At 39.8% G+C, this 19456-nt stretch carries 20 protein-coding genes; 8 read left to right on the forward strand and 12 right to left on the reverse strand.

The features are described 5' to 3' along the window. Positions 1-426, forward strand: coding sequence for an anti-sigma regulatory factor (locus tag A9Y75_RS07500; RefSeq protein ID WP_071188954.1), 426 nt, complete (start codon positions 1-3; stop codon positions 424-426). Positions 427-738: 312 nt separating this feature from the next. Continuing rightward, entirely contained in the window at positions 739-1188 is a 450-nt protein-coding gene (locus tag A9Y75_RS07505; protein ID WP_071188955.1) for a hypothetical protein, read from the forward strand. On the opposite strand, the gene A9Y75_RS07510 is transcribed toward A9Y75_RS07505, so the two are convergent. Next, positions 1185-1616, reverse strand: coding sequence for a nuclear transport factor 2 family protein (locus tag A9Y75_RS07510; RefSeq protein ID WP_071189641.1), 432 nt, complete (start codon positions 1614-1616; stop codon positions 1185-1187). The genes A9Y75_RS07505 and A9Y75_RS07510 overlap by 4 nt on opposite strands. Before the next feature lie 441 nt (positions 1617-2057). Continuing rightward, entirely contained in the window at positions 2058-2579 is a 522-nt protein-coding gene (locus A9Y75_RS07515) for an orange carotenoid protein N-terminal domain-containing protein (protein WP_071188956.1), read from the reverse strand. 215 nt (positions 2580-2794) lie between these two features. Here A9Y75_RS07515 and queG point away from each other — a divergent pair, with 215 nt between their 5' ends. Continuing rightward, on the forward strand, positions 2795-3769 hold the full coding sequence (gene queG / locus A9Y75_RS07520) for a tRNA epoxyqueuosine(34) reductase QueG (protein ID WP_071188957.1): 975 nt from the start codon (positions 2795-2797) through the stop codon (positions 3767-3769). After that, the gene (locus A9Y75_RS07525) at positions 3744-4382 is read left to right on the forward strand and encodes an HAD-IA family hydrolase (protein WP_071188958.1); all 639 of its coding nucleotides are present in this window, start codon (positions 3744-3746) and stop codon (positions 4380-4382) included. The genes queG and A9Y75_RS07525 overlap by 26 nt, the downstream gene beginning before the upstream one ends. Before the next feature lie 273 nt (positions 4383-4655). On the opposite strand, the gene A9Y75_RS07530 is transcribed toward A9Y75_RS07525, so the two are convergent. Continuing rightward, positions 4656-5033: a hypothetical protein gene (locus tag A9Y75_RS07530; protein WP_071189642.1), complete on the reverse strand. Its 378-nt coding sequence runs from the start codon at positions 5031-5033 to the stop codon at positions 4656-4658. A 217-nt stretch (positions 5034-5250) separates the two neighbouring features. Here A9Y75_RS07530 and A9Y75_RS07535 point away from each other — a divergent pair, with 217 nt between their 5' ends. Beyond that, the gene (locus A9Y75_RS07535) at positions 5251-5784 is read left to right on the forward strand and encodes an orange carotenoid protein N-terminal domain-containing protein (RefSeq protein WP_071188959.1); all 534 of its coding nucleotides are present in this window, start codon (positions 5251-5253) and stop codon (positions 5782-5784) included. Positions 5785-5975: 191 nt separating this feature from the next. Here the strand turns inward: A9Y75_RS07535 and arfB are convergent, their stop codons facing one another. From arfB to A9Y75_RS07570, 7 genes are all read right to left on the reverse strand, one after another. Continuing rightward, positions 5976-6389 carry an alternative ribosome rescue aminoacyl-tRNA hydrolase ArfB gene (arfB, locus tag A9Y75_RS07540; protein WP_071188960.1) on the reverse strand — a complete coding sequence of 138 codons (414 nt, stop codon included), beginning with the start codon at positions 6387-6389 and terminating at the stop codon, positions 5976-5978. Positions 6390-6462: 73 nt separating this feature from the next. After that, positions 6463-7227, reverse strand: a complete 765-nt coding sequence (locus A9Y75_RS07545) for an ABC transporter ATP-binding protein (protein WP_071188961.1) — start codon at positions 7225-7227, stop codon at positions 6463-6465. A gap of 73 nt (positions 7228-7300) precedes the next feature. After that, positions 7301-7624 (reverse strand): Txe/YoeB family addiction module toxin, encoded by a 324-nt coding sequence (locus A9Y75_RS07550; RefSeq protein ID WP_071188962.1) that lies wholly within the window; start codon positions 7622-7624, stop codon positions 7301-7303. Continuing rightward, on the reverse strand, positions 7614-7898 hold the full coding sequence (locus A9Y75_RS07555) for a type II toxin-antitoxin system Phd/YefM family antitoxin (RefSeq protein WP_071188963.1): 285 nt from the start codon (positions 7896-7898) through the stop codon (positions 7614-7616). Before A9Y75_RS07555 ends, A9Y75_RS07550 begins: the two co-directional genes overlap by 11 nt. Positions 7899-8108: 210 nt before the next feature. Then, positions 8109-9326 (reverse strand): ABC transporter permease, encoded by a 1218-nt coding sequence (locus tag A9Y75_RS07560; protein ID WP_071188964.1) that lies wholly within the window; start codon positions 9324-9326, stop codon positions 8109-8111. Further along, positions 9323-10795 carry an efflux RND transporter periplasmic adaptor subunit gene (locus A9Y75_RS07565; protein ID WP_071188965.1) on the reverse strand — a complete coding sequence of 491 codons (1473 nt, stop codon included), beginning with the start codon at positions 10793-10795 and terminating at the stop codon, positions 9323-9325. The genes A9Y75_RS07560 and A9Y75_RS07565 overlap by 4 nt, the downstream gene beginning before the upstream one ends. Positions 10796-11080: 285 nt before the next feature. After that, positions 11081-11674, reverse strand: a complete 594-nt coding sequence (locus tag A9Y75_RS07570; RefSeq protein ID WP_071188966.1) for a TetR/AcrR family transcriptional regulator — start codon at positions 11672-11674, stop codon at positions 11081-11083. 501 nt (positions 11675-12175) lie between these two features. Here A9Y75_RS07570 and A9Y75_RS07575 point away from each other — a divergent pair. Beyond that, entirely contained in the window at positions 12176-13060 is an 885-nt protein-coding gene (locus A9Y75_RS07575; protein ID WP_071188967.1) for a tetratricopeptide repeat protein, read from the forward strand. A 166-nt stretch (positions 13061-13226) separates the two neighbouring features. On the opposite strand, the gene A9Y75_RS07580 is transcribed toward A9Y75_RS07575, so the two are convergent. Continuing rightward, complete coding sequence (locus A9Y75_RS07580; protein WP_016950152.1) at positions 13227-13631, reverse strand: response regulator; 405 nt, start codon at positions 13629-13631, stop codon at positions 13227-13229. 325 nt (positions 13632-13956) lie between these two features. Here A9Y75_RS07580 and gyrA point away from each other — a divergent pair, with 325 nt between their 5' ends. Further along, the gene (gene gyrA, locus A9Y75_RS07585; protein WP_071188968.1) at positions 13957-16464 is read left to right on the forward strand and encodes a DNA gyrase subunit A; all 2508 of its coding nucleotides are present in this window, start codon (positions 13957-13959) and stop codon (positions 16462-16464) included. 431 nt (positions 16465-16895) lie between these two features. Beyond that, the gene (locus A9Y75_RS07595) at positions 16896-17075 is read left to right on the forward strand and encodes a chlorophyll a/b-binding protein (RefSeq protein ID WP_071188970.1); all 180 of its coding nucleotides are present in this window, start codon (positions 16896-16898) and stop codon (positions 17073-17075) included. Positions 17076-17210: 135 nt separating this feature from the next. On the opposite strand, the gene rpoD is transcribed toward A9Y75_RS07595, so the two are convergent. Next, on the reverse strand, positions 17211-18383 hold the full coding sequence (rpoD, locus tag A9Y75_RS07600) for an RNA polymerase sigma factor RpoD (protein ID WP_016950148.1): 1173 nt from the start codon (positions 18381-18383) through the stop codon (positions 17211-17213). Between the last annotated feature and the right edge of the window lie 1073 nt (positions 18384-19456).

Here is a 19456-nt window from a genome sequence, read left to right on the forward strand (position 1 = left end):
ATGAAAAGTGAGCTTCACGTACCAAGTCATTTGAGTTTCGTAAACATCGTCGAAACTTGGTTACTGGGATGCTTGAAAATCCAACTGGGAGAATCTGTGGATTGGTCAGCGCAATCAGGTCGTTTGCGGCTGGCGTTAGTAGAGGCATACTCTAATGTAGTACGTCATGCTCATAAAGACAAGCCAAATCTGCCAGTTTTACTACGTCTGGAACTAAAAGACCGAGAGCTATCCATCGAAGTTTGGGACTACGGTGAAGGCTTTGATATGTCCACTTATTTTGCGCCCAATCCCACAGAAATGCAAGAAGGCGGTTATGGGTGGCTAATTATGAATCGCCTAATGGATAAGGTAGAGTATAAATTGCAAGTGAATGGTGCTAACTGTCTCAAGCTAGAAGCTACTCTACCAAAATTAGTAAAATAGCCCAAAATTAGCCCGAAACTATAGCCCAAAATCTATATATTTTTACCCAGGGTGATTACCCTCTTCTGTCAAAGTAGAGTGAAAGATGGAAAAATCATCGATTTATCCGATTAATTTCTGATTAATTTATTTGTGTAGATTTAAGAAATAGATTAAGAAATATTAAGTGATTTAATAACTTTTGCTAAATTTATTTGCTTTATCAGTGTTATTTATCAAATAATTTAATAAAGGCTATTAAAGGCTAAATTCCATAGTCTTGAAAGCCCTTTTGGGTAATAAAAATCTTGAAATTAATACCAAATTTATACTATGCAACCTTTATTTTGTTTGTCGCCTCGCTATCGTCTTGATGATGAATCACCCTGGTTACAAGGAATTGATCCGAGTCGTCATTACTGGATTGCGGTGAATGGAGACAAGAAGGTTACATTGGCTCTTCCTGGATTAATAGTGTCTTCTTTTGATGAATTCAAAGAAGTGATCCGCAAATTTCGCTCTCTACAACCTGGGCAGATGATGAGTTTGGCTAGAGTTTCCAGCCGTTGTATGATTCGCTGCATTTCTCCTAACTGTTTTGCTCTAGAAAGCCGAATTAATGATGCTCCTGTATGGCATCTTTTTGATCAAGAAACTTTAGATAGTCTGTTAATGACAGCACATCCAGATTGGCAATGTTCGCCATCAGACGTTGAGCTAGGAAGAAGATTGTTATTGCGTTCTTTAGAGCAAACTATTGCTACTAAAGGTACTAAAGGTTAAATATTTTCTGAATTAGGTGGACGTAAAGAAAGTAACTCTTTCCTAGAGGCTAAAAGCTTGATGTGAGTGTCTAAAATTTGCCTTTGTTGGTTAAGGATAAACAGCCAGAGAACATTGACACCGCACCAAGAAGTTTGTGCTTTTCCTGTTACTTGGATTTGGATATAGTTATCTGGCAGGTTTTCAGTAATTCCTTGACGGGGTTCAGCTTTGATGTCTTGGGCTTCTTGTTGTAAGAATGCAGCGATCGCATCTCTTCCTACAATACCAGACTCAAATGGTGGGTGCATCACACCATCTTCAGCAAATAACGCAGCAGTAGCTGTAAAGTCTCCAGCGTTTAAAGTAGAAAAATAACGTAGGATACTGGTTTCTGTAATTCCTTCAATCTTAAATTCTGTTGACAGCGAAAATTCAGCAGATGTCATAGCCATTTTATGGGATTGGGGATTTTTAATAAAGAATAGTCCCCAGAGAAGTACCTGAGAACTATTCATTGAGACATTGAGGTTGGAAGGATATCAAAATAATTCGTAATTTCAGAAAGTAAGGCCTTATGGGAGGCTAAAGGCTTACAAACCAAAGGGAACAGGGAATAGGGAATAGGGAATAGGCAACTCTTAATAGAAAGTGTATTATTCCCTAAAACTTTAGTTTTGAGTTTAAAGCTCAGTCAGAAAAGAAAATTTGTTTTGACATAGCCCGAACAACAAAACGTCCAAGTTTTCAATCTCACTCTTTTAAGGGTGGGTTTCACTGTTAAGAGTTAAGAGTTCCCTCTGAAAGGTATTGATTTAGACCCATGTAAAAAAATTAGGTATGGAAAAGGGGTAATTAAATCCGAAAAATTACGAATTTTTTAAACTTGCTTAGTCAGCGAAAATATCAACGCCCATGTCAGCAACTACTTTCCGCAGTACTGTGATTTGTTGACCAAAATCTAATTCCTTGAGAGTTTCTAAAACTTGTGCGCCGTCACGAGAGATTTGATAACCTGCTGGTACAGGAATAACCAATCCTTTCGCCATTAATTCTGATAACTCATACCAGAAAGCTAACTTCGTATTGACACTGAAAATACCGTAAGCACGAGAAACTTGTGAATTTCTTTGAGCCGCCAAGTCCCGCATTACTTCTAACTGCTCGGCATGAGACATCTGTTGAATTTGATTCAAAAGACCTTCGGCTAGTTGCAAACGTGCTGCGCCTGTAGCTGCTGGGGTGATGGAACGACCCATCTCTGTGTACGCATACCAAAGTACAGCTAGTTGGTCATCCACGCTGAGGGCTTTGAATACAGCAGTGGTTGCAGCCACAGCATCACCCGGTTGGATGCCGTAGTTAAAAGTGCTAGGAAAGCGGGTTGAAGCTGAATCAGAAGTGAATGTCATATTGTCACCACAATCTATTAACTCAATCAGCTGTTAACTAGTGGGAGGTTTGCATCACTCTGGGTTGCTTGACCTCTTGAAAACTATTGTGCATTATTTCTTAATAATTTTACATTAATATTCACATATAGTTTTATTAACGAAATCTCATAAATATATTAAATTAATGATGTATAATTAACATCAACCTACTGGCAGAATTCGGAATCAGAAAAATGAATGATTGTGTCTCAACCAGCAGCAGTGTGGTGAAAGAAAAAGCCAGGGAGTTAGGTTTTCATCAAGTTGGTATTGCATCTGTAAATGAGATAGATGCAAAAGAAGTACAAAGACTGCAAGCTTGGATGGAACTTGGTTATCATGCTGATATGGAATGGATGGCTAATCCCAAGCGCCAAGATATTCGTTTAGTCATGCCAGAAGTGCGATCGCTTGTGTGTGTGGCGCTAAATTATTACACACCCGATCAACGTCCAGAAGGTGAAGAATACGCCAAAATTTCTCGTTATGGCTGGGGACGGGACTATCATAAGGTTCTGCACAAGAAACTCAAGCAATTAGCTACCTGGTTAGAATCATTAGGTGAAGGTGTAAAAGCTAGATATTACGCAGATACAGGCCCAGTGCAAGATAAAGTTTGGGCGCAAAAAGCGGGGATTGGTTGGATTGCCAAAAATGGTAATGTAATTACGCGAGAGTATGGCTCTTGGGTATTTTTGGGAGAAATATTCACTAATATAGAACTAGAGAGCGATCGCCCAGCCACACAACATTGTGGAACTTGTACCCGTTGTATCGAGGCTTGTCCTAGTAGTGCAATTACCGAACCATTTGTAGTAGATGCCAATCGCTGTATCGCTTATCATACCATTGAAAACCGGGCAGAAACATTGCCGGAAACCCTGACACCTCATTTACAGGGATGGGTTGCAGGTTGTGATATCTGCCAAGATGTATGTCCTTGGAATCAGCGTTTTGCTAAGGTTAGTGATGTCACAGATTTTCGCCCTTATCCTGGGAATTTAGCACCCAAGCTGGTAGAATTAGCGCAAATCTCAGATCAGGAGTGGGATAGACAATTTACCGCATCAGCCTTACGACGGATTAAACCAGAAATGTTACGACGGAATGCGCGTGCTAATCTTGATGCATCTAGGCTAAAGAATGACTCAGAAAGTAATAATATTTGATTTCGACGGCACAATTGCTGATACTGTAGATGCCCTTGTAACTCTTGCTAATCGTTTAGCTTTAGAGTTTGGTTATATACAAATCACGCCCAATGAACTTGCTCTGTTGAGGAATTTAACCTCTAGAGAAATTATTAAATATTCCGGTATCTCTCTGTTTAAGATACCTTTTCTAGTTAAAAAAGTAAAATCAGAATTAAAGGACAAAATCAAAGATTTTCATCCTATACCTGGAATGAAAGAAGTATTAATAGAACTTAAAAGTCAAGATTTTCGACTGGGAATTATTACTTCTAACTCTCAAGAGAATGTTACCGAATTTCTGAATTGTCATGATTTAGGTTATCTTTTTGAATTTATCCATTCAGGAGTCACAATTTTTGGTAAAACCACCATTATTAATAATGTATTAAGGCAGAAGCAAATTAAACCTCAATCAGTGATTTATGTAGGGGATGAAACCAGAGATATCGAAGCTTCAAAAAAAGCTAATATCAAGGTAATTGCAGTGACTTGGGGGTTTAATTCAGCAGAAGCACTAGCCAAAGAAAATCCAAATTTTTTAATTGATCATCCAAGTAAATTATTAGAAGTGATAAAAAATAATTCGTAATTAAGTTTTATATAGCAGATTGCAGATCAATGAGGCTTCGCCGTGAGCGTCAGCCGATAGCTTGCGTGGCGTAGCCATACGGTACAGAATCAAAATTGAAACCTAGACAGCAAGCCAGTTTTACTCCTGACTCCTGTACGGGCGTATTGCAATACGCCTGACTCCTGAATTCTTCTGTAACGGAGATTTAGACCCCAGAATTAGTTAAAAGCTCAACCTCATTAAAGATTGAGCTTGGGCAAAAAATAAGTTTTTGATGTTAAATAATTGGAATTACTTCTTAGCGGCTTCACCCTTTTGCAAAGCTTGTTGTACTAAATCATCACTAACAATAGTGACAGCCTCAATCTTAGAAGCACCAATTTCCTTAGCCATCTCTACATAATCATCAGGATTACCTGTGGACTGTGTTTCAGTTTTTGTCTCTTCTTGTTCAGGGATTTCATATTTAGGTGCAGTGGCAGTTTCCGCAGCAGTTTTTCCTTCACCTGTACGGTCAATTTCGCTGACACTGAATTGCTGTGCAGATGCATAATCAGCTTCAAAATCTACCTTTGGTGCTTTTTTTTCACCACTAACTATTTGTTCAGCAGCTAATTGTGCATCATGGGTGGGAGCTTCACTGGGATTAGGCTGCACTTTATCAGACATAATTAAAACCTTAATTAACATTTACGTTGCTGGAGCGAGTTTATCAAAATAATTTACTAAAATCTTGTTCCACAAGAGAGATATTACCCTCTATTACAGGGTAGATAATATCTAGTTTAGCTATTTAATAAACATCCTTCTCTTGGAGGTAGATAATAATTATTAAAATCTGATAATCCTATAAGTCTTAACTGTTAAATTAGGCTGAGGATTAATTATGACCGCTAGTTACAATAAAACTATTTCTCATCAAGCTCAGAGCCAGTCAACTCAAAATTTAGTCGCAGAGTTTAATGCTTTAGATACCGATGCCAAATTAGCTTGGCTATATTTTGTTTATGAAAAAATGGGTGATACTGTTACTCCAGCGGCTCCCTCAGCAGCTGAACCAGAATTAGCTCCCATGTTGGTAGGAGACTATTTGCAATTATCAGATGAGGAACAACTAGAAATTATGCGGGATATAGTTAACTGTAAGGATACAGCCTATTCTCGTGCTTATGGGGCATTAAAAGAAAATAACCAGTTGTTCATTTGGTATGTTTGGGCAGAAGCTATGGGGGATACAGTGGTAGGAATGCCAGATAATTATGAATCAACTGAGGAAATTAATGATTTACTTGCTCGAATTGAAGAAATAGAATTTCAAGAGCAAATTTCTATTTTGCGGACAATTGCTGGGGAGATGGGTTATAGCGATGTTAAACCAATTGCGACGCAAGCAGAAACAGGAAAAACATCGAGTTTATAATTAATTGAAAATCCAATTCAAAATTCAAAATTCAGAATTTTGACTTGGGAATTAACAATCACCAAATAAATACCGTAGAGACGTTCCATGTAACGTCTTTACAACGATAAATAAATGGTATAATTTCATTTAAATCAACTCGGTTGAGGTGAAAATGTATCACTTTACCTGAGATGTATTAGTTGCGCTGCTCATTCTGTGATGTTGCGTCGTAGGGTTTTAATTTCGCCGTGTTTTGTTTTGCTGTCAATGCGTTTATTTTTAGCGCTGCGTGTGGGTTTTGTGGGCTTGCGTTTTGGGGGGATAACAGTGACGCTTTTGATTAAGGTTTGCAGACGGTTGAGCGCGTCTTCTTTGTTCTGTTCTTGAGTACGATGTTGCTGGGCTTTGATGACAATTATTCCATCTTTGGTGATACGTTGATCTCCCAAATTGAGCAGACGTTCTTTGTAAAGTGGTGATAGAGAAGAGGCGTTGATGTCGAAGCGCAAATGAATCGCTGTCGCAACTTTATTGACATTTTGACCACCTGCACCTTGAGAACGAATTGCACTAATACTGATTTCGCTAATCGGGATGGTGGTTTTGTTGGTGATTTGCAGCATGATGGTTTTTTAATACCTTTGATGTTGATCCCGCTTTGATGATAATCCTTCGATTTGACTGTCGATATTCTAATCAAGAAACTACAAGCTGATGTAATTCACTTGGTGTCAGGTGAGAATGTAGCACTTCACCATCACGAAACCAAACAATGCGTTTAGTTTGACGCGCAACTTCTGTTTCATGTGTCACCATAACGACAGTGATACCACTAGCATTTAATTCACCAAAAATGTCTAAAACTTCTTGAGTTGTGCGGGAATCAAGTGCGCCGGTGGGTTCGTCAGCAAGGAGAACAACGGGACGGTTGACAATGGCGCGTGCGATCGCTACTCTTTGTTGTTGTCCCCCTGATAATTGGGTAGGTTTATTATTGAGACGTTTTTCTAAACCTACTTTTATCAATGCTTCAATTGCCCGTTCTTTTCTTTCCCCAGGCTTAACACCAGCATACACCATTGGCAGCATCACATTTTCCATTGCTGTCAATTGGTTTAATAAATGGAATTGTTGAAATACAAACCCTAGCTTTTTATTGCGAATATGTGCCAATTCTGTATCACCGATTTGGGCTACATTCAGACTATCTAAATAATAATTTCCTGAACTAGGACGATCTAAACAGCCGATAATATTCATCGCGGTAGATTTTCCAGAACCAGAAGGCCCCATAATTGCACAATATTCGCCTTCTTCGATAACTAAGTTAATATCATTTAGGGCTTTTACTTCGGTTTCACCACTACCATAAATTTTAAAGATGTTCTCTAAACAAATAATTCCTGATTTTGGTGCTGAATTAGGAATGTTTGAATCAGTTAAGGTCAGAGTATTTGCCACAATAATTATATCCTTTTTTTAAAACTACGACTCGCACACATTAACAAAAAAGTGCGATTGATTAATTTTAATTTTAATCTGATTCATAATGATAACGAGCTTGTAAAAAATAAACTTTATTTTCGGTAACTTTATAAACTAAACGATGTTCCAAATCAATGCGTCGTGACCAAGTATCAGCAGCAATATATTTAAGAGGCTCTGGTTTACCTAAACCCGTAAACGGTTTACCATCAAGAATATCCTCTACTAAATCCAAAATCTTATTGCCTTTTTTGGGATCGTGACTATACCACCAAGCTAAATCTGCTTTAAAATCAGGACTGAAAATAGGAATATAACCAGATAATTGTTTTTCTTCATTCTCATCTGGCTTTTTTTTGTGCTTACGATTCAATTCCTAATTCCTCTTTTAATTCAGCCAATGTTTGAGGAGTTTCTGTTTCTGTCTCAGACCATTCTAAAGCCCGAAATAAACGTTTGGCATTTTCAGGTGATCTTAATAAATAAACACACTCTAATAAACTTGAAAGTTCATCCTCTGCAATTAACGCCACATTTTTATGATTACGACGCTTAATGACCATAATTTCACTCTGATCACACACCTGATCTAAGATACTTGCTAAATTCAACCTTGCTTGAGAGTAAGTGGTTTCTTTGTTCAACATTATCTTTTCTCAAACTTGTACAACATTATTGTACAATACAATATTAGCTTTGTCAAAACTTGCGTTAATAAACTACATTGCCAGTTATCAATGTAAGTGATAAAAAAATGTAGGATGTAGAAAAAATATTCTATTTTTCTCCTCACAGCACCGCCTTTTCGGAATTACGAATTACGAATTACGAATTACGAATTACGAATTACGAATTATTTATGCGCTTCTTAATGCCACAATTGGGTCAAGTTGTGCTGCACGACGGGCAGGAACTACGCCAAAAAATAATCCAATTCCACCAGATATACCAACAGCCATTGTAATGGACACAATGGAAATACTCGCTTCTAAAGGAGTCAGGGCTGATACTAAGATTATGCAACCGACACCAACTCCAGTACCAACTAAACCGCCAATTACAGAAACAATGACTGCTTCAATAATGAACTGAAGTAAAATGTCTTGCTGGGTAGCACCAATTGCTTTTCTTAATCCAATTTCTTGGGTGCGTTCGGTGACAGAAACGAGCATAATATTCATAATCCCAATACCACCGACAAAGAGAGAAATTCCAGCGATTGCAGCCAGCATGGTTGTCAAAGCACTAGAAATTTGACCTACTGTTTGCAAAGCATCTTTTTGTGTACGAATAGTAAAGTCATTTTCACCAACTAATTTATGTCTTTGTCTGAGTAAATTTGTAATTTGAAATTGTGCTGCATCCACACTATCAGCATCTTTTGCAGAAGCAACAATATAGGTTACTTCTAATCCATAGGGAGAAGTTCTTCCTACTAAACGATTTGCTGATGTGAGAATCGGAACTAATGCTGATTCATCATAATCTACACCCAAATTTGAACCTTTATCTGTTAACACTCCAATTACTTGAAAGCTGGCGTTTTTTATTCTGATTTGCTGACTAATAGGATTAGTATTACCAAAAAGTTTTTCTTTCAATTTTGCACCTAACACCACAACTTGGTTGCTGCGTTTCATATCGATATCGGTGAAAAATCTTCCTGTCGCTACTTCAAAATCACGCACTTTCAAAAAGCTGGGAGTTGTACCAATAATATTAACATCGGTATTTCTGTTTTTATAAGTCACCACCTGTCTACTATTCAATTCCGCTGTGGTTGCTGCTATTGTGGGTACTTGAGTTGCGATCGCATTAGCATCTTCTAAAACCAGAGTTCTGGTCACATTTCTAGAAACCCGTTGAGTTTCTTCATTACCGGGAATCACAAATACAACGTTTGGTCCCAAGGAATTTAATTGATTGGCTACAAACTTTTGTCCCCCTTCCCCAATCCCAATCATCGCAATTACTGAACCATTACCAATGATAATACCCAACATTGTCAGGGCGCTACGTAACTTGTTAGAGAGTAAGGTTTTACCCGCCATTTGCACGCTTTCTAGGAAGTTCATGAATTGTTCTTTTCTTTAGATTTTTGAATTTTGTAGTCTTGGGGTGGGTTCACAAATATCAAATCACCCTGTTTTACACCCTCTAAAACTTGAGTTTCGTTTTTGATTTGCGCTCCAATTGTGATTTCTCGAAACTGAGGTTTATTATTCGCATCTGGTATCAATACGCCAGTTTTGCCATTTTCGGTGAGAATTGCGACAGTGGGTAAGGTTATAGCATCGTTAATACGATCGCCCAAAAACGTTAAATCCACATTTAACCCAGAACGCAATTTATCTGCACCACTATCAATCACCACCCGCACCTGAAAAGATGTCACACCTTGTTCCACCACCGCTTCAGGAGCAATCAACCGGACACGCCCTTTAAATACTTGATCTGGATAAGCATCAGCGACAATTTCCACCTCCTGTCCTTGCTTAATTCTACCAATATCAGCTTCGGGAACTTGAGCTAAAACTTCTAAACCTGTTGCTAAGGCCACAATTGAACTAGAAGTTGCTGACGTACTCGTAGAAGCCGAAGTTGTTGGGGTGACAAAAGCTCCTATATTCGCATATTTTTGAGTCACAATTCCTGCAAAAGGAGCGCGAATAATGGTATCTTCCAATTGCACTTGCTGCTGCTTTAACTGAGCTACAGCCGCCGCTACAGAGGCTTTAAGTTGAGCAATTTGTTCGGGACGATTACCATTTTCCAACTGTCGTAGTGCTTCCCGTTCTTGAGCAACTACGGCTGCTTGTTTTTTGATATCTTCGTTGCGGTTCCCCACTTTTTGCAGAGATAATCGCCGTTGAGCTTCTTCTAAACTGGCTTTTGCTCTTTTATTTTCACTGATATATTGTTCTAGGGAATCTTGGGAAATAGCGCCTTCTTTAGCTAATCCCTGATAACGTTTTACCCTAGCTTGGGTTAATTCTACTTGCGCTTTAGCTGAGTCTACAGCAGCTTTGGCTTGATCAATTTCCTGAGAACGATTCCCCGCTCGAATGATAGCTAACTGAGCCTCAGCTTGTGCTACACGCGCTTTTCCTTGGGCAATTTCTTCAGGACGACTCCCCGCTTGACTCTCTGCTAATTGTGCTTTGGCTTGCTCTAAATTAGCTTGAAATTGGAGAATTCGCATTTTAATTTCGGAATTATCCATCCGAGCAATAATTTGCCCTTTTTGGACTTTTTCCCCCTGTTCAATATCCAAATCGGTGATAATTCCCGGATTTTTGGGACTAATATTCACGCTTTGTACTGGTTGCACTTTCCCACTAGCGGTAATCCGCACCGTGATGCTTTTGGCTGCAACTGGAACAGTAAGTTTAGTAATATCTTGTTTACTATTTTGTTGATTTGCTATTTTTAAGGCTGTGGTTGTCCCAACTATTAAAACACCAGATGCTATCAACCCCATGAACCAGCGAAATGGGTACTTAATTTTTTTGCCAATTAGCGGAATTTCTATGTGAGTGGTCATATTATTTGGCAGTATTTACTAAAATTGAACGTTGTTAATTTTTTGAACTAAATACTCAAGAATACTATTTATGGGAATCATCAATAAAATCAATACATTGTTGATTGTTATTTTTACTTTTATACTAGCAATCAAATATAGGATAAGTCATCACTTGATTGGTTTAATTTTGCTAGTTGTGCTAAAAAATTTGAACTAGAAAATTAATTTTGCTAAGTAATAATGATAAAATGTAAGTAATCACTTATTAATTTCCCAAAAAAAGGTTTTAGTTAAATTGTGCAATTAATCTTGAATGGGTGCAATACCTTGCCAAACAATATCCACGAGATTTTCGACAAATATTGTTTCTGCTGTTTTTATAACTTCTCCAGAGTGCATTTGTTCTAGGAAAACATAGTTCATTAGTGAGCCTAGCAATATCATAGCAATAGTTTGAGGGTCGCTGGGGCGCAGCCGTCCTTGTTCTATTTCTTGGGCTAGGAATTTAGTGAATACTTTGACATCGCGGATAGGTTTCGACTTAATCATACTTGCCGTTTCTGGAAGTAGATTACCGCACGCTTTCAACATCATCAATCGTGGCATCACTTGACGATGAAATTCTAAAGTTTGTAGACACAAATTAATTAGGTTTTGTTTGAGATTTCCTTTTCCAGATAAAGAATCAAGTTCTTGCACCCAAGGTGGTCTTTCCGGTATTCCCATTGACGCAAAAAATAGTTTTTCTTTGGTTAAGAAGCGCTTGAAAATAGACGCTTCAGAAATTCCGGCTTTTTGGGCAATTTCTAAGGTTGAAGCACCAAACCCTTGTTCGAGAAAAATTTCACGGGCTGCATCTAAAATTTGCTGATTGGTGATTTTGGGTGTACGTGCCATAAATAAGTGTGTGGTCACTTATTAATTTAATCCGTATTGATCGTAATGTCAAGATGAAGATTTATTCAGCAATCTTATAGATGTTTGGAGTATTTCCGGCTACCAAGCAAACGGCTGCTGTCTGGATTTAGGGAACACAAAAAAATAAATTACCCAAAAATCGTAGGGTGGGTTAGGAGGGTAGTCCGTAACCCACCATACAAATTGGGGATTTTTTTATTTGGAACACTCTTAGGTAAAATTGTGCTAAAAGCAACGGACAGGGCGGCAACGATAAGTCTTGAACCAGACACGATATAATCTACCAGTTGCACAAGTCCTGAGTGATTCTGTTGTCAATTTTGAGAGAGTAGTTAGTACTCAGCACTCAGTACGGGCTAAACGCCGCGAACAAAGCTAACAGCACTCAGCACTGTTTCGGTAAAATTTACCTTTCGTCTAGAGCGGAGATCGTCTAAGCTATCTGAAAGATTCTTTGATTTGTGGTTTAGAGGCGGTAGTGTGCCAAAACACCTTCGTTTGATTTCTCTTCTGGTTGTCTGTAGTTTGTGGAATATGCCCTCATCTGTCCACGCACAGGCATTGATACCTCATACACTGCAACTTGATACAGCCAAGTTGGAGAAGCAGGGGTTGATCTTTGCTCAAGAAGCTGCTCAATTAGCACAGTTTCAGCAACTTGATTTGGCTTTGCCACGAGCGCGGCTGGCTACTCAATTGGTTCCTAAAAATGATAAAGTATGGTTGCTCTTGGGTGGCTTGCATTTGCAAATGAAAGAGTTTGATGCAGCGATCGCTGTCTTACAAAAAGCCCAAACCCTCAATCCCAAAAATGCTGATATTCTCTTTGCTTTGGGTTCAGCTAATTTTCAGAAACAAAATTATCAAGCATCTGCTGCCCATTACCAAACAGGGTTGAAGTTAAAACCCAATGACTCAGAGGGTTTGTTTGATTTGGGTAATGCTTACTATATGTTAGGTCGCTTACCCGATGCGATCGCTCAATTTAATCAAGCTGTCTCCCAAGATAAAAAATTCTGGCCAGCAATTAACAACATTGGCTTAATCAAATACGAACAAAGTGATGTTCAAGGTGCGATTAAGCAATGGCGAGAGGCAGTTGCGATTGATAAGCAAGCTGCAGAACCCTTATTAGCACTTGCTGTAGCTTTGTATACTAAAGGCGATACCCAACAAGGAGTAGCAATGGGAATAGCGGCACTCCGCATCGATCAGCGCTATGCTGATTTGGATTTTCTCAAGCAAAACCTTTGGGGTGAGCGCCTGCTGTCTGATACGAAAAAATTCTTAGAATTACCTAGCATTCTAACAAGTCTAGAAACACCAGAAGAGACCGCAGAACCAATACAACAGCCGACAAAGTAGTAACTTTATTAATTGGTAATTGGTAATTGGTAATTAGTGTTGCTATTACCCGTTACCTATTAATACTTGCCTAACTTTACCTATCTGTAGTACATATAAACTAAGGAATAACAGAAGTAGTCCAAAATTGTGATGAATTTAGGTTTCTGACATCACTCGTCAGTTCTCAAGAATCTTGTGTAGGGAGAAGAGCCACAATCTGGTCAACAAATTGTTGATGGTCAACAACGGGTTTAGAGATGTAGCCATCAGCACCACTTTGCTTGAGAAAGTTCTCACGATCGCCTTCCATCGCGTGTGCTGTCACCAAAATAATAGGTAAGTTGGCTGTTTGCGGGTCAGATTTTAACATTTGTGTAATTTTGATACCATCAACAGACTTACCTTGGTAAACACTACGAGATAGGGAAACATCCATTAAAATCAGGTCAGCTTCCCCTGCTTGAGCAATTTTTATCACCTCTTCCACATTTTCCGTATGTTTCACACCCAAGCCACCACGCTTGGTCAGAATTTTGGAAAAAACACGAGCGTTAATCAGATCATCTTCGACAATTAATACAGTTTTCATGAGAATTTAATCTATAAGGGTGAAGGAGGATTAAAACAAATTTTGGATTTTGGATTTTGGATTGGGAACATGGATGGTTAGTGTGTTTCAACGCGATGAAATAAGACAACCTCTCCCAATCTGGTATAAGACATAAGCAGCAAATAATGTCTGCTACCTTATTTATTAATCAATGTGTATCCCCAGTATCAAGGATAATACTACTGTTTTTTATCCTCTGAGGATCAAGATTTTATTATGAATCCCCTTTGATCCGTTATGCTGTGGTTTCTACAGTGTTAAGTTCCACCGACTTTTGTGTAGTTAAAATTCAGGGAAAAAGCTCATGGCCAAACAGTTAAACCTTCTCTCAACGGGACAGGTGATCACAACCGCCCTACACACCGAGATGCAACGGTCTTATCTAGAATATGCCATGAGTGTCATAGTTGGGCGAGCGTTACCAGACGTGCGTGATGGCTTAAAACCAGTCCATCGACGGATTTTATATGCCATGCATGAACTTGGGCTGACACCAGATAGACCTTATCGTAAATGCGCTCGTGTAGTTGGAGACGTGTTGGGTAAGTACCATCCTCACGGTGATCAAGCAGTTTATGATGCTTTGGTAAGGCTAGTACAGGAATTTTCCAGCCGCTATCCCTTACTGGCAGGACATGGTAATTTTGGTAGCGTGGATAACGACCCACCAGCGGCGATGCGTTACACAGAAACACGCCTCTCACCCATTGGCCATGAGGGAATGCTAACGGAAATTGGCGAAGAAACCGTGGAATTTAGCGGTAATTTCGATAATTCCCAGCAAGAACCTACTGTATTACCTGCTCAGTTACCGTTCCTACTGCTCAATGGCTGTTCTGGTATCGCTGTGGGGATGGCGACGAATATTCCCCCGCATAATTTAGGGGAAATAGTCGATGGGTTGATTGCTTTAATTGACAACCCAGACGTAACGGATGAAAAATTATTTGAGCTAATTCCGGGGCCAGATTTCCCTACCGGGGGAGAAATTGTTGGTAATGGGGGGATTCGGGAAGCATACACCACAGGTAAGGGTGGGATTTTGTTGCGGGGTGTGGCGACAATGGAAGAGATTCCTGCCACGAGAGGCAGTAAGCGGCGAACTGCAATTATTATTACTGAATTACCTTATCAGGTGAATAAGGCGGGTTGGATTGAAAAAGTAGCAGATTTGGTCAATCAAGGACGCTTACTAGGAATTTCTGATTTGCGGGATGAGAGCGATCGCGAAGGGATGCGAGTAGTCATTGAACTCAAACGCGATACCAACCCGCAAGAAATCCTCCAACACTTGTATCACCAAACCGCTTTACAAACTACCTTTGGAGCAATTCTGTTAGGCTTGGTAAATGGACAACCCCGACAGTTAAGTTTACGTCAACTGTTGCAGGAATTTTTGAATTTCCGAGAACATACTCTCAATCGTCGCTACAGTTATGAGTTAGGTAAAGCCGAAAACCGAGTGCAGATTGTCGCCGGTTTACTGAAAGCGTTGTCTCACCTAGATGATGTAATTGCAATTTTAAGGCAAGCTGCTGATGGTAGTACAGCCAAATTGAACCTTTGTAGCCGACTAGATTTGAGCGAAGTACAAGCAGATGCCATTTTGTCCATGCCATTACGCCGCCTTACCAGTTTAGAACAGCAAAATTTGCAGCAGGAATTTGACCAACTGAACGAGCAAATTACCTCATTGCGGAGATTGCTGGATGACAGACGGGAATTATTGAAAGCGTTGAAAAAGGATTTACGTAGTCTCAAGCGAAAATATAGTGATTCTCGACGGACAAAAATTTTAGCGCCCTGCGAAACCCCGATCAAACCAGAAAAGGGAAAAACAGAAACAGAGGACAATCCACAATCCACAATCCACAATCCCAAATCGGAACAACCACCAGAAGCAGCAGTTCTAGAGTTTACCCAGCGGGGTTATGTGCGTCGCATTTCTCCGACAGGGAAAAAGCCGAAAACGGAAAATGGTTTGCATGAGAACGACTTCATTATCCACACCGAGTCAACTGATACTGATAAAGATTTATTGATCCTCAATAGTGGTGGTAAAGTCTACCCTGTGAAAGTGGGAGAAATTCCCGCTACAACTGGACGTTCTCCACGCGGAACACCACTCATTACCATGCTCACAAGTACGGCACAAGGTAATGCAGAAGCTGTTGTTAGCCGCTTTGTACTGCCCGAAACACCCGCAACGACTGAGATGATTCTCCTCACTAAACAAGGGAGAATTAAGCGTCTGTCTCTGGAAGAATTCACAAACCTGACTCGGCGCGGAATTACGATTTTGAAGTTGAAAGATGATGATGAATTATCTTTTACCCAGTTCACCAAAACCGGAGAGCATCTAATTTTAGCTAGTTCAGGCGGGCGTTTGCTGCGCTTTGCAGTTAATGATGAACAATTGCCTGTAATGGGACGTGCCGCAATGGGTTTACAAGCATTTCGGTTGTTGAAAAATCAGCAAATGGTGGGTTGTGTAACTGTCGCTAAAGATGACCAGATATTGCTAGTTACTCAAGAAGGATACGCCAAACGAATGCCTGCAAGTAACTTAAGGGCTGCTAATCGTGGCGATTTAGGTATCCAAATGCTGAAATTTAACAACAAAACTGACAATCTAGCAGCGATGGTACGCGCCATCCCAGGTACAGAAGTAGCTCTGTTGACGAATAAAGAGCGCGTGGTGAGAATTCCTGTAGACACAGTGCCAATCTTAGATAGAGATGCGAAAGGTGAGAATGTCTTGCAAATCAACCGCGATGAGAAAATTATCTCAGTTGTGGAAGTGCGAGTTTAGACAAGTTCAAACACATCTAATTGGCAGATCCTCATTTAATCAAACTCTTGTGAGTTCAGAGGGAACAGGGAAAACTCATGTTTAAAAACATGAGATTGAAATAATGACCGGAGGCGGAGCGGCTCCGGCTCCGCACTGTTTTTTTTCGTGCCACTGTCCTTCAAAAAACATCCTTTTTTTTGACTGAGCTTTAAACTCAGAACTAAAGTTTCTTATCTGTTCCCTATTCCCTGTTCCCTGTTCCCTTATTTTGTAAGTGTCTTGCTTGCCCAGCTTCAAGTTTGAGTAGATTTGCCGATTTAGGAGATTTGTCAACTTAAGTTAATAAATCTCTACAAAAAAATAAACTGGCCTTGCATTATTGAAAATATTTGTTATATTAGTTTACATAAGGCAATAAAGCTTAGTAAATTTATCTTGGAGTGCGAACCATGGCTAACGCAACAAAAACTATTACTTCCATACCTGAAGATCGCAACGCTTGGCGTTGGGGCTTTACTCCTCAAGCAGAAATTTGGAATGGTCGCTTGGCAATGATTGGCTTTTTAGCAGCTACTTTAATTGAAGTTATTTCTGGCCAAGGCTTCCTACACTTTTGGGGTATCCTGTAAATTTTGTAAACGTTGATATCTAAGAATTATCTGTAAAACAAAAAAACCTGGTGGTTACTTAAAACTACCAGGTTTTTTATTTTTGGTTTCTTGTCATTTATCCTGTTTCATCAGCCAATAACCAATGACCAATGACTACCGAATATACTCCTTGAGAACGCTGTTACGGTTGGGGTGACGTAACTTGCGGAGTGCCTTAGCCTCAATTTGACGAATCCTTTCGCGGGTAACGTTGAAAATCTGGCCAATTTCTTCGAGGGTTTTCATCCGACCGTCATCTAAGCCATAGCGTAGTCTCAAAACATCTCTTTCGCGGGGGCTAAGGCTGTCGAGTACTTTTTCTAGGTCTTCGCGCAGAAGATTTTTAGAAACCTGGTCTTCTGGCGTTTCTCCGTCAGATTCAATAAAATCGCCCAATCGAGAATCTTCTTCTTTCCCAATCGGTGTCTCTAAAGAAATTGGTAACTGGGCAGATTTAGCAATAAACCGCAGTTTCTCGATGGTCATTTCCATGCGAGTAGCAATTTCTTCTTCAGTGGGTTTGCGACCCATTTCTTGAGAGAGCAGTTTGGTAGTTTTCTTGATCCGTGATATGGTTTCGTAGAGATGAACCGGTAGACGGATAGTGCGAGATTGATCAGCGATCGCTCTAGTAATTGCCTGACGAATCCACCATGTAGCGTAGGTAGAAAACTTATAGCCTTTTTCGTGGTCGAACTTCTCAGCAGCGCGAATCAAGCCCAGACTGCCTTCCTGAATTAAATCTTGGAAGGATAAGCCACGATTCATGTATTTTTTGGCAATTGAAACTACCAGGCGCAAGTTTGATTGCACCATTTTATCTTTCGCCCTGCGTCCAACGTGCAGACGATAACGGAAGGTTGGTAATGGTAGTGCAACTGCTTCTGCCCATTCTTTAAATTCAGGTTCGCGTTCTAACTGTTCGTACAGCCGATCCCTTACCCGTTCTAATTCCAGCAGATCGGCAATTTTCCGCGCCAATTCAATTTCTTCATCCGCTCGCAACAGCCGAATTCGACCAATTTCTTGCAAATAAAGGCGAATTGAATCTTCGGTGTAATGCTTTTTCTTCGTTTGTGTCCGACGACGCGATTTAGCGGCTTTTCCAGACTTTGCGTCGTCCTCATCAGACTGAGGCTCTAAAAAATCATCAATTTCGCCGTCATCGGTAAGCAGCAAGTCCTCTTCATCCTCAATTAATAAGAGTTCTTCTTCGATCTCAGGCGGATTTATCATTTCTAGGTCAGGCTGATAAATGCTATCGAGTACGTTGTTAGCCTGGTTCATGCCGCGTTCCTCATGCTCCTTGCAGAATCAATTACTCAAGATGTGTTTACTGCTCTTTTAATCGAGCTAATTATTCACCGAAAATAGACTTTTGGCTAATTGCCGGTGATATTTTTGGCGTTATTGCCCCTCTTAGGAGGCGGAGTTTTTTACTTTAGTGGCAACTATCACTCTTATGTGACTTGCTTTTAGGAAAGTAAATTTCGTCGCTGTCGCCGTTGTATACAACTTCTGGTGGACTGGTCTAAAACCAGACGGACTTTAATCAAGAAATTTACCATTTCAGTCCAATGGATTATGACTGCTGGCAGATTTACCTGTAAAGACTGTTCCGATTGTAGCCTGTTTCACAGAAATTGCACTCTTTTTGTGTGTTAATCGCCAACTCATTCAGAAAGGTGAAGCCACTTTTATCAAAAAGACATTAAAAACGGTAGTCACACCATTAAATCTTGTCGAAAACTTTTTGGTTTTGCAGTGGCATTCTCATTAGATTAAAAGGTAGGCACACTGGCTCCTAAAAGCTTCTAGATATTAGGGACTTCCAATAATTCCCTGGCAACAGAACGTTGAATGTTAACTTAAGTCAGCAGGATTAATGCACCCATATTTACATTTCCTTCATCCAGCAGTTAGTTTACCAGAGTTGAGCAGGGCTAACTGCTCGGTAGAACTCTTAGTAGTGGATTCAGTGGTCGCGCTTGACCTTGTAGATGCTGTGCCAATAACCTGAACTTAGGAGTTGAGGTTGTAGCATAAGCAACAGGGTGACAGATGAATTTAGATTTCACTCAATTCTGCCTTATTAACACATTAGCGCAAGGCTGAGATTTCAGCCTTATGCAACTTGACAAACTGTTCTTATTGTATACAAGGTTATTTTAATCAGTCGAGAAATAATTTGTCGGTGGAGAGGCTAGATAATTTGCTCAATCGATGCAAAAAGTGCCTTTTCCCAGGGAAAACAATAGTCTTGACTACAGCGATATATGACTATATCAGCAATTGTTCAGATATGTGTTGCCCGTTTCCGAGAATGAGCAGTTGGCTGATAGAGAAGTTGCCGATTGGCT

It is taken from the genome of Trichormus sp. NMC-1 (genome assembly GCF_001858025.1).
In the GTDB taxonomy this organism is placed as follows: domain Bacteria; phylum Cyanobacteriota; class Cyanobacteriia; order Cyanobacteriales; family Nostocaceae; genus Anabaena.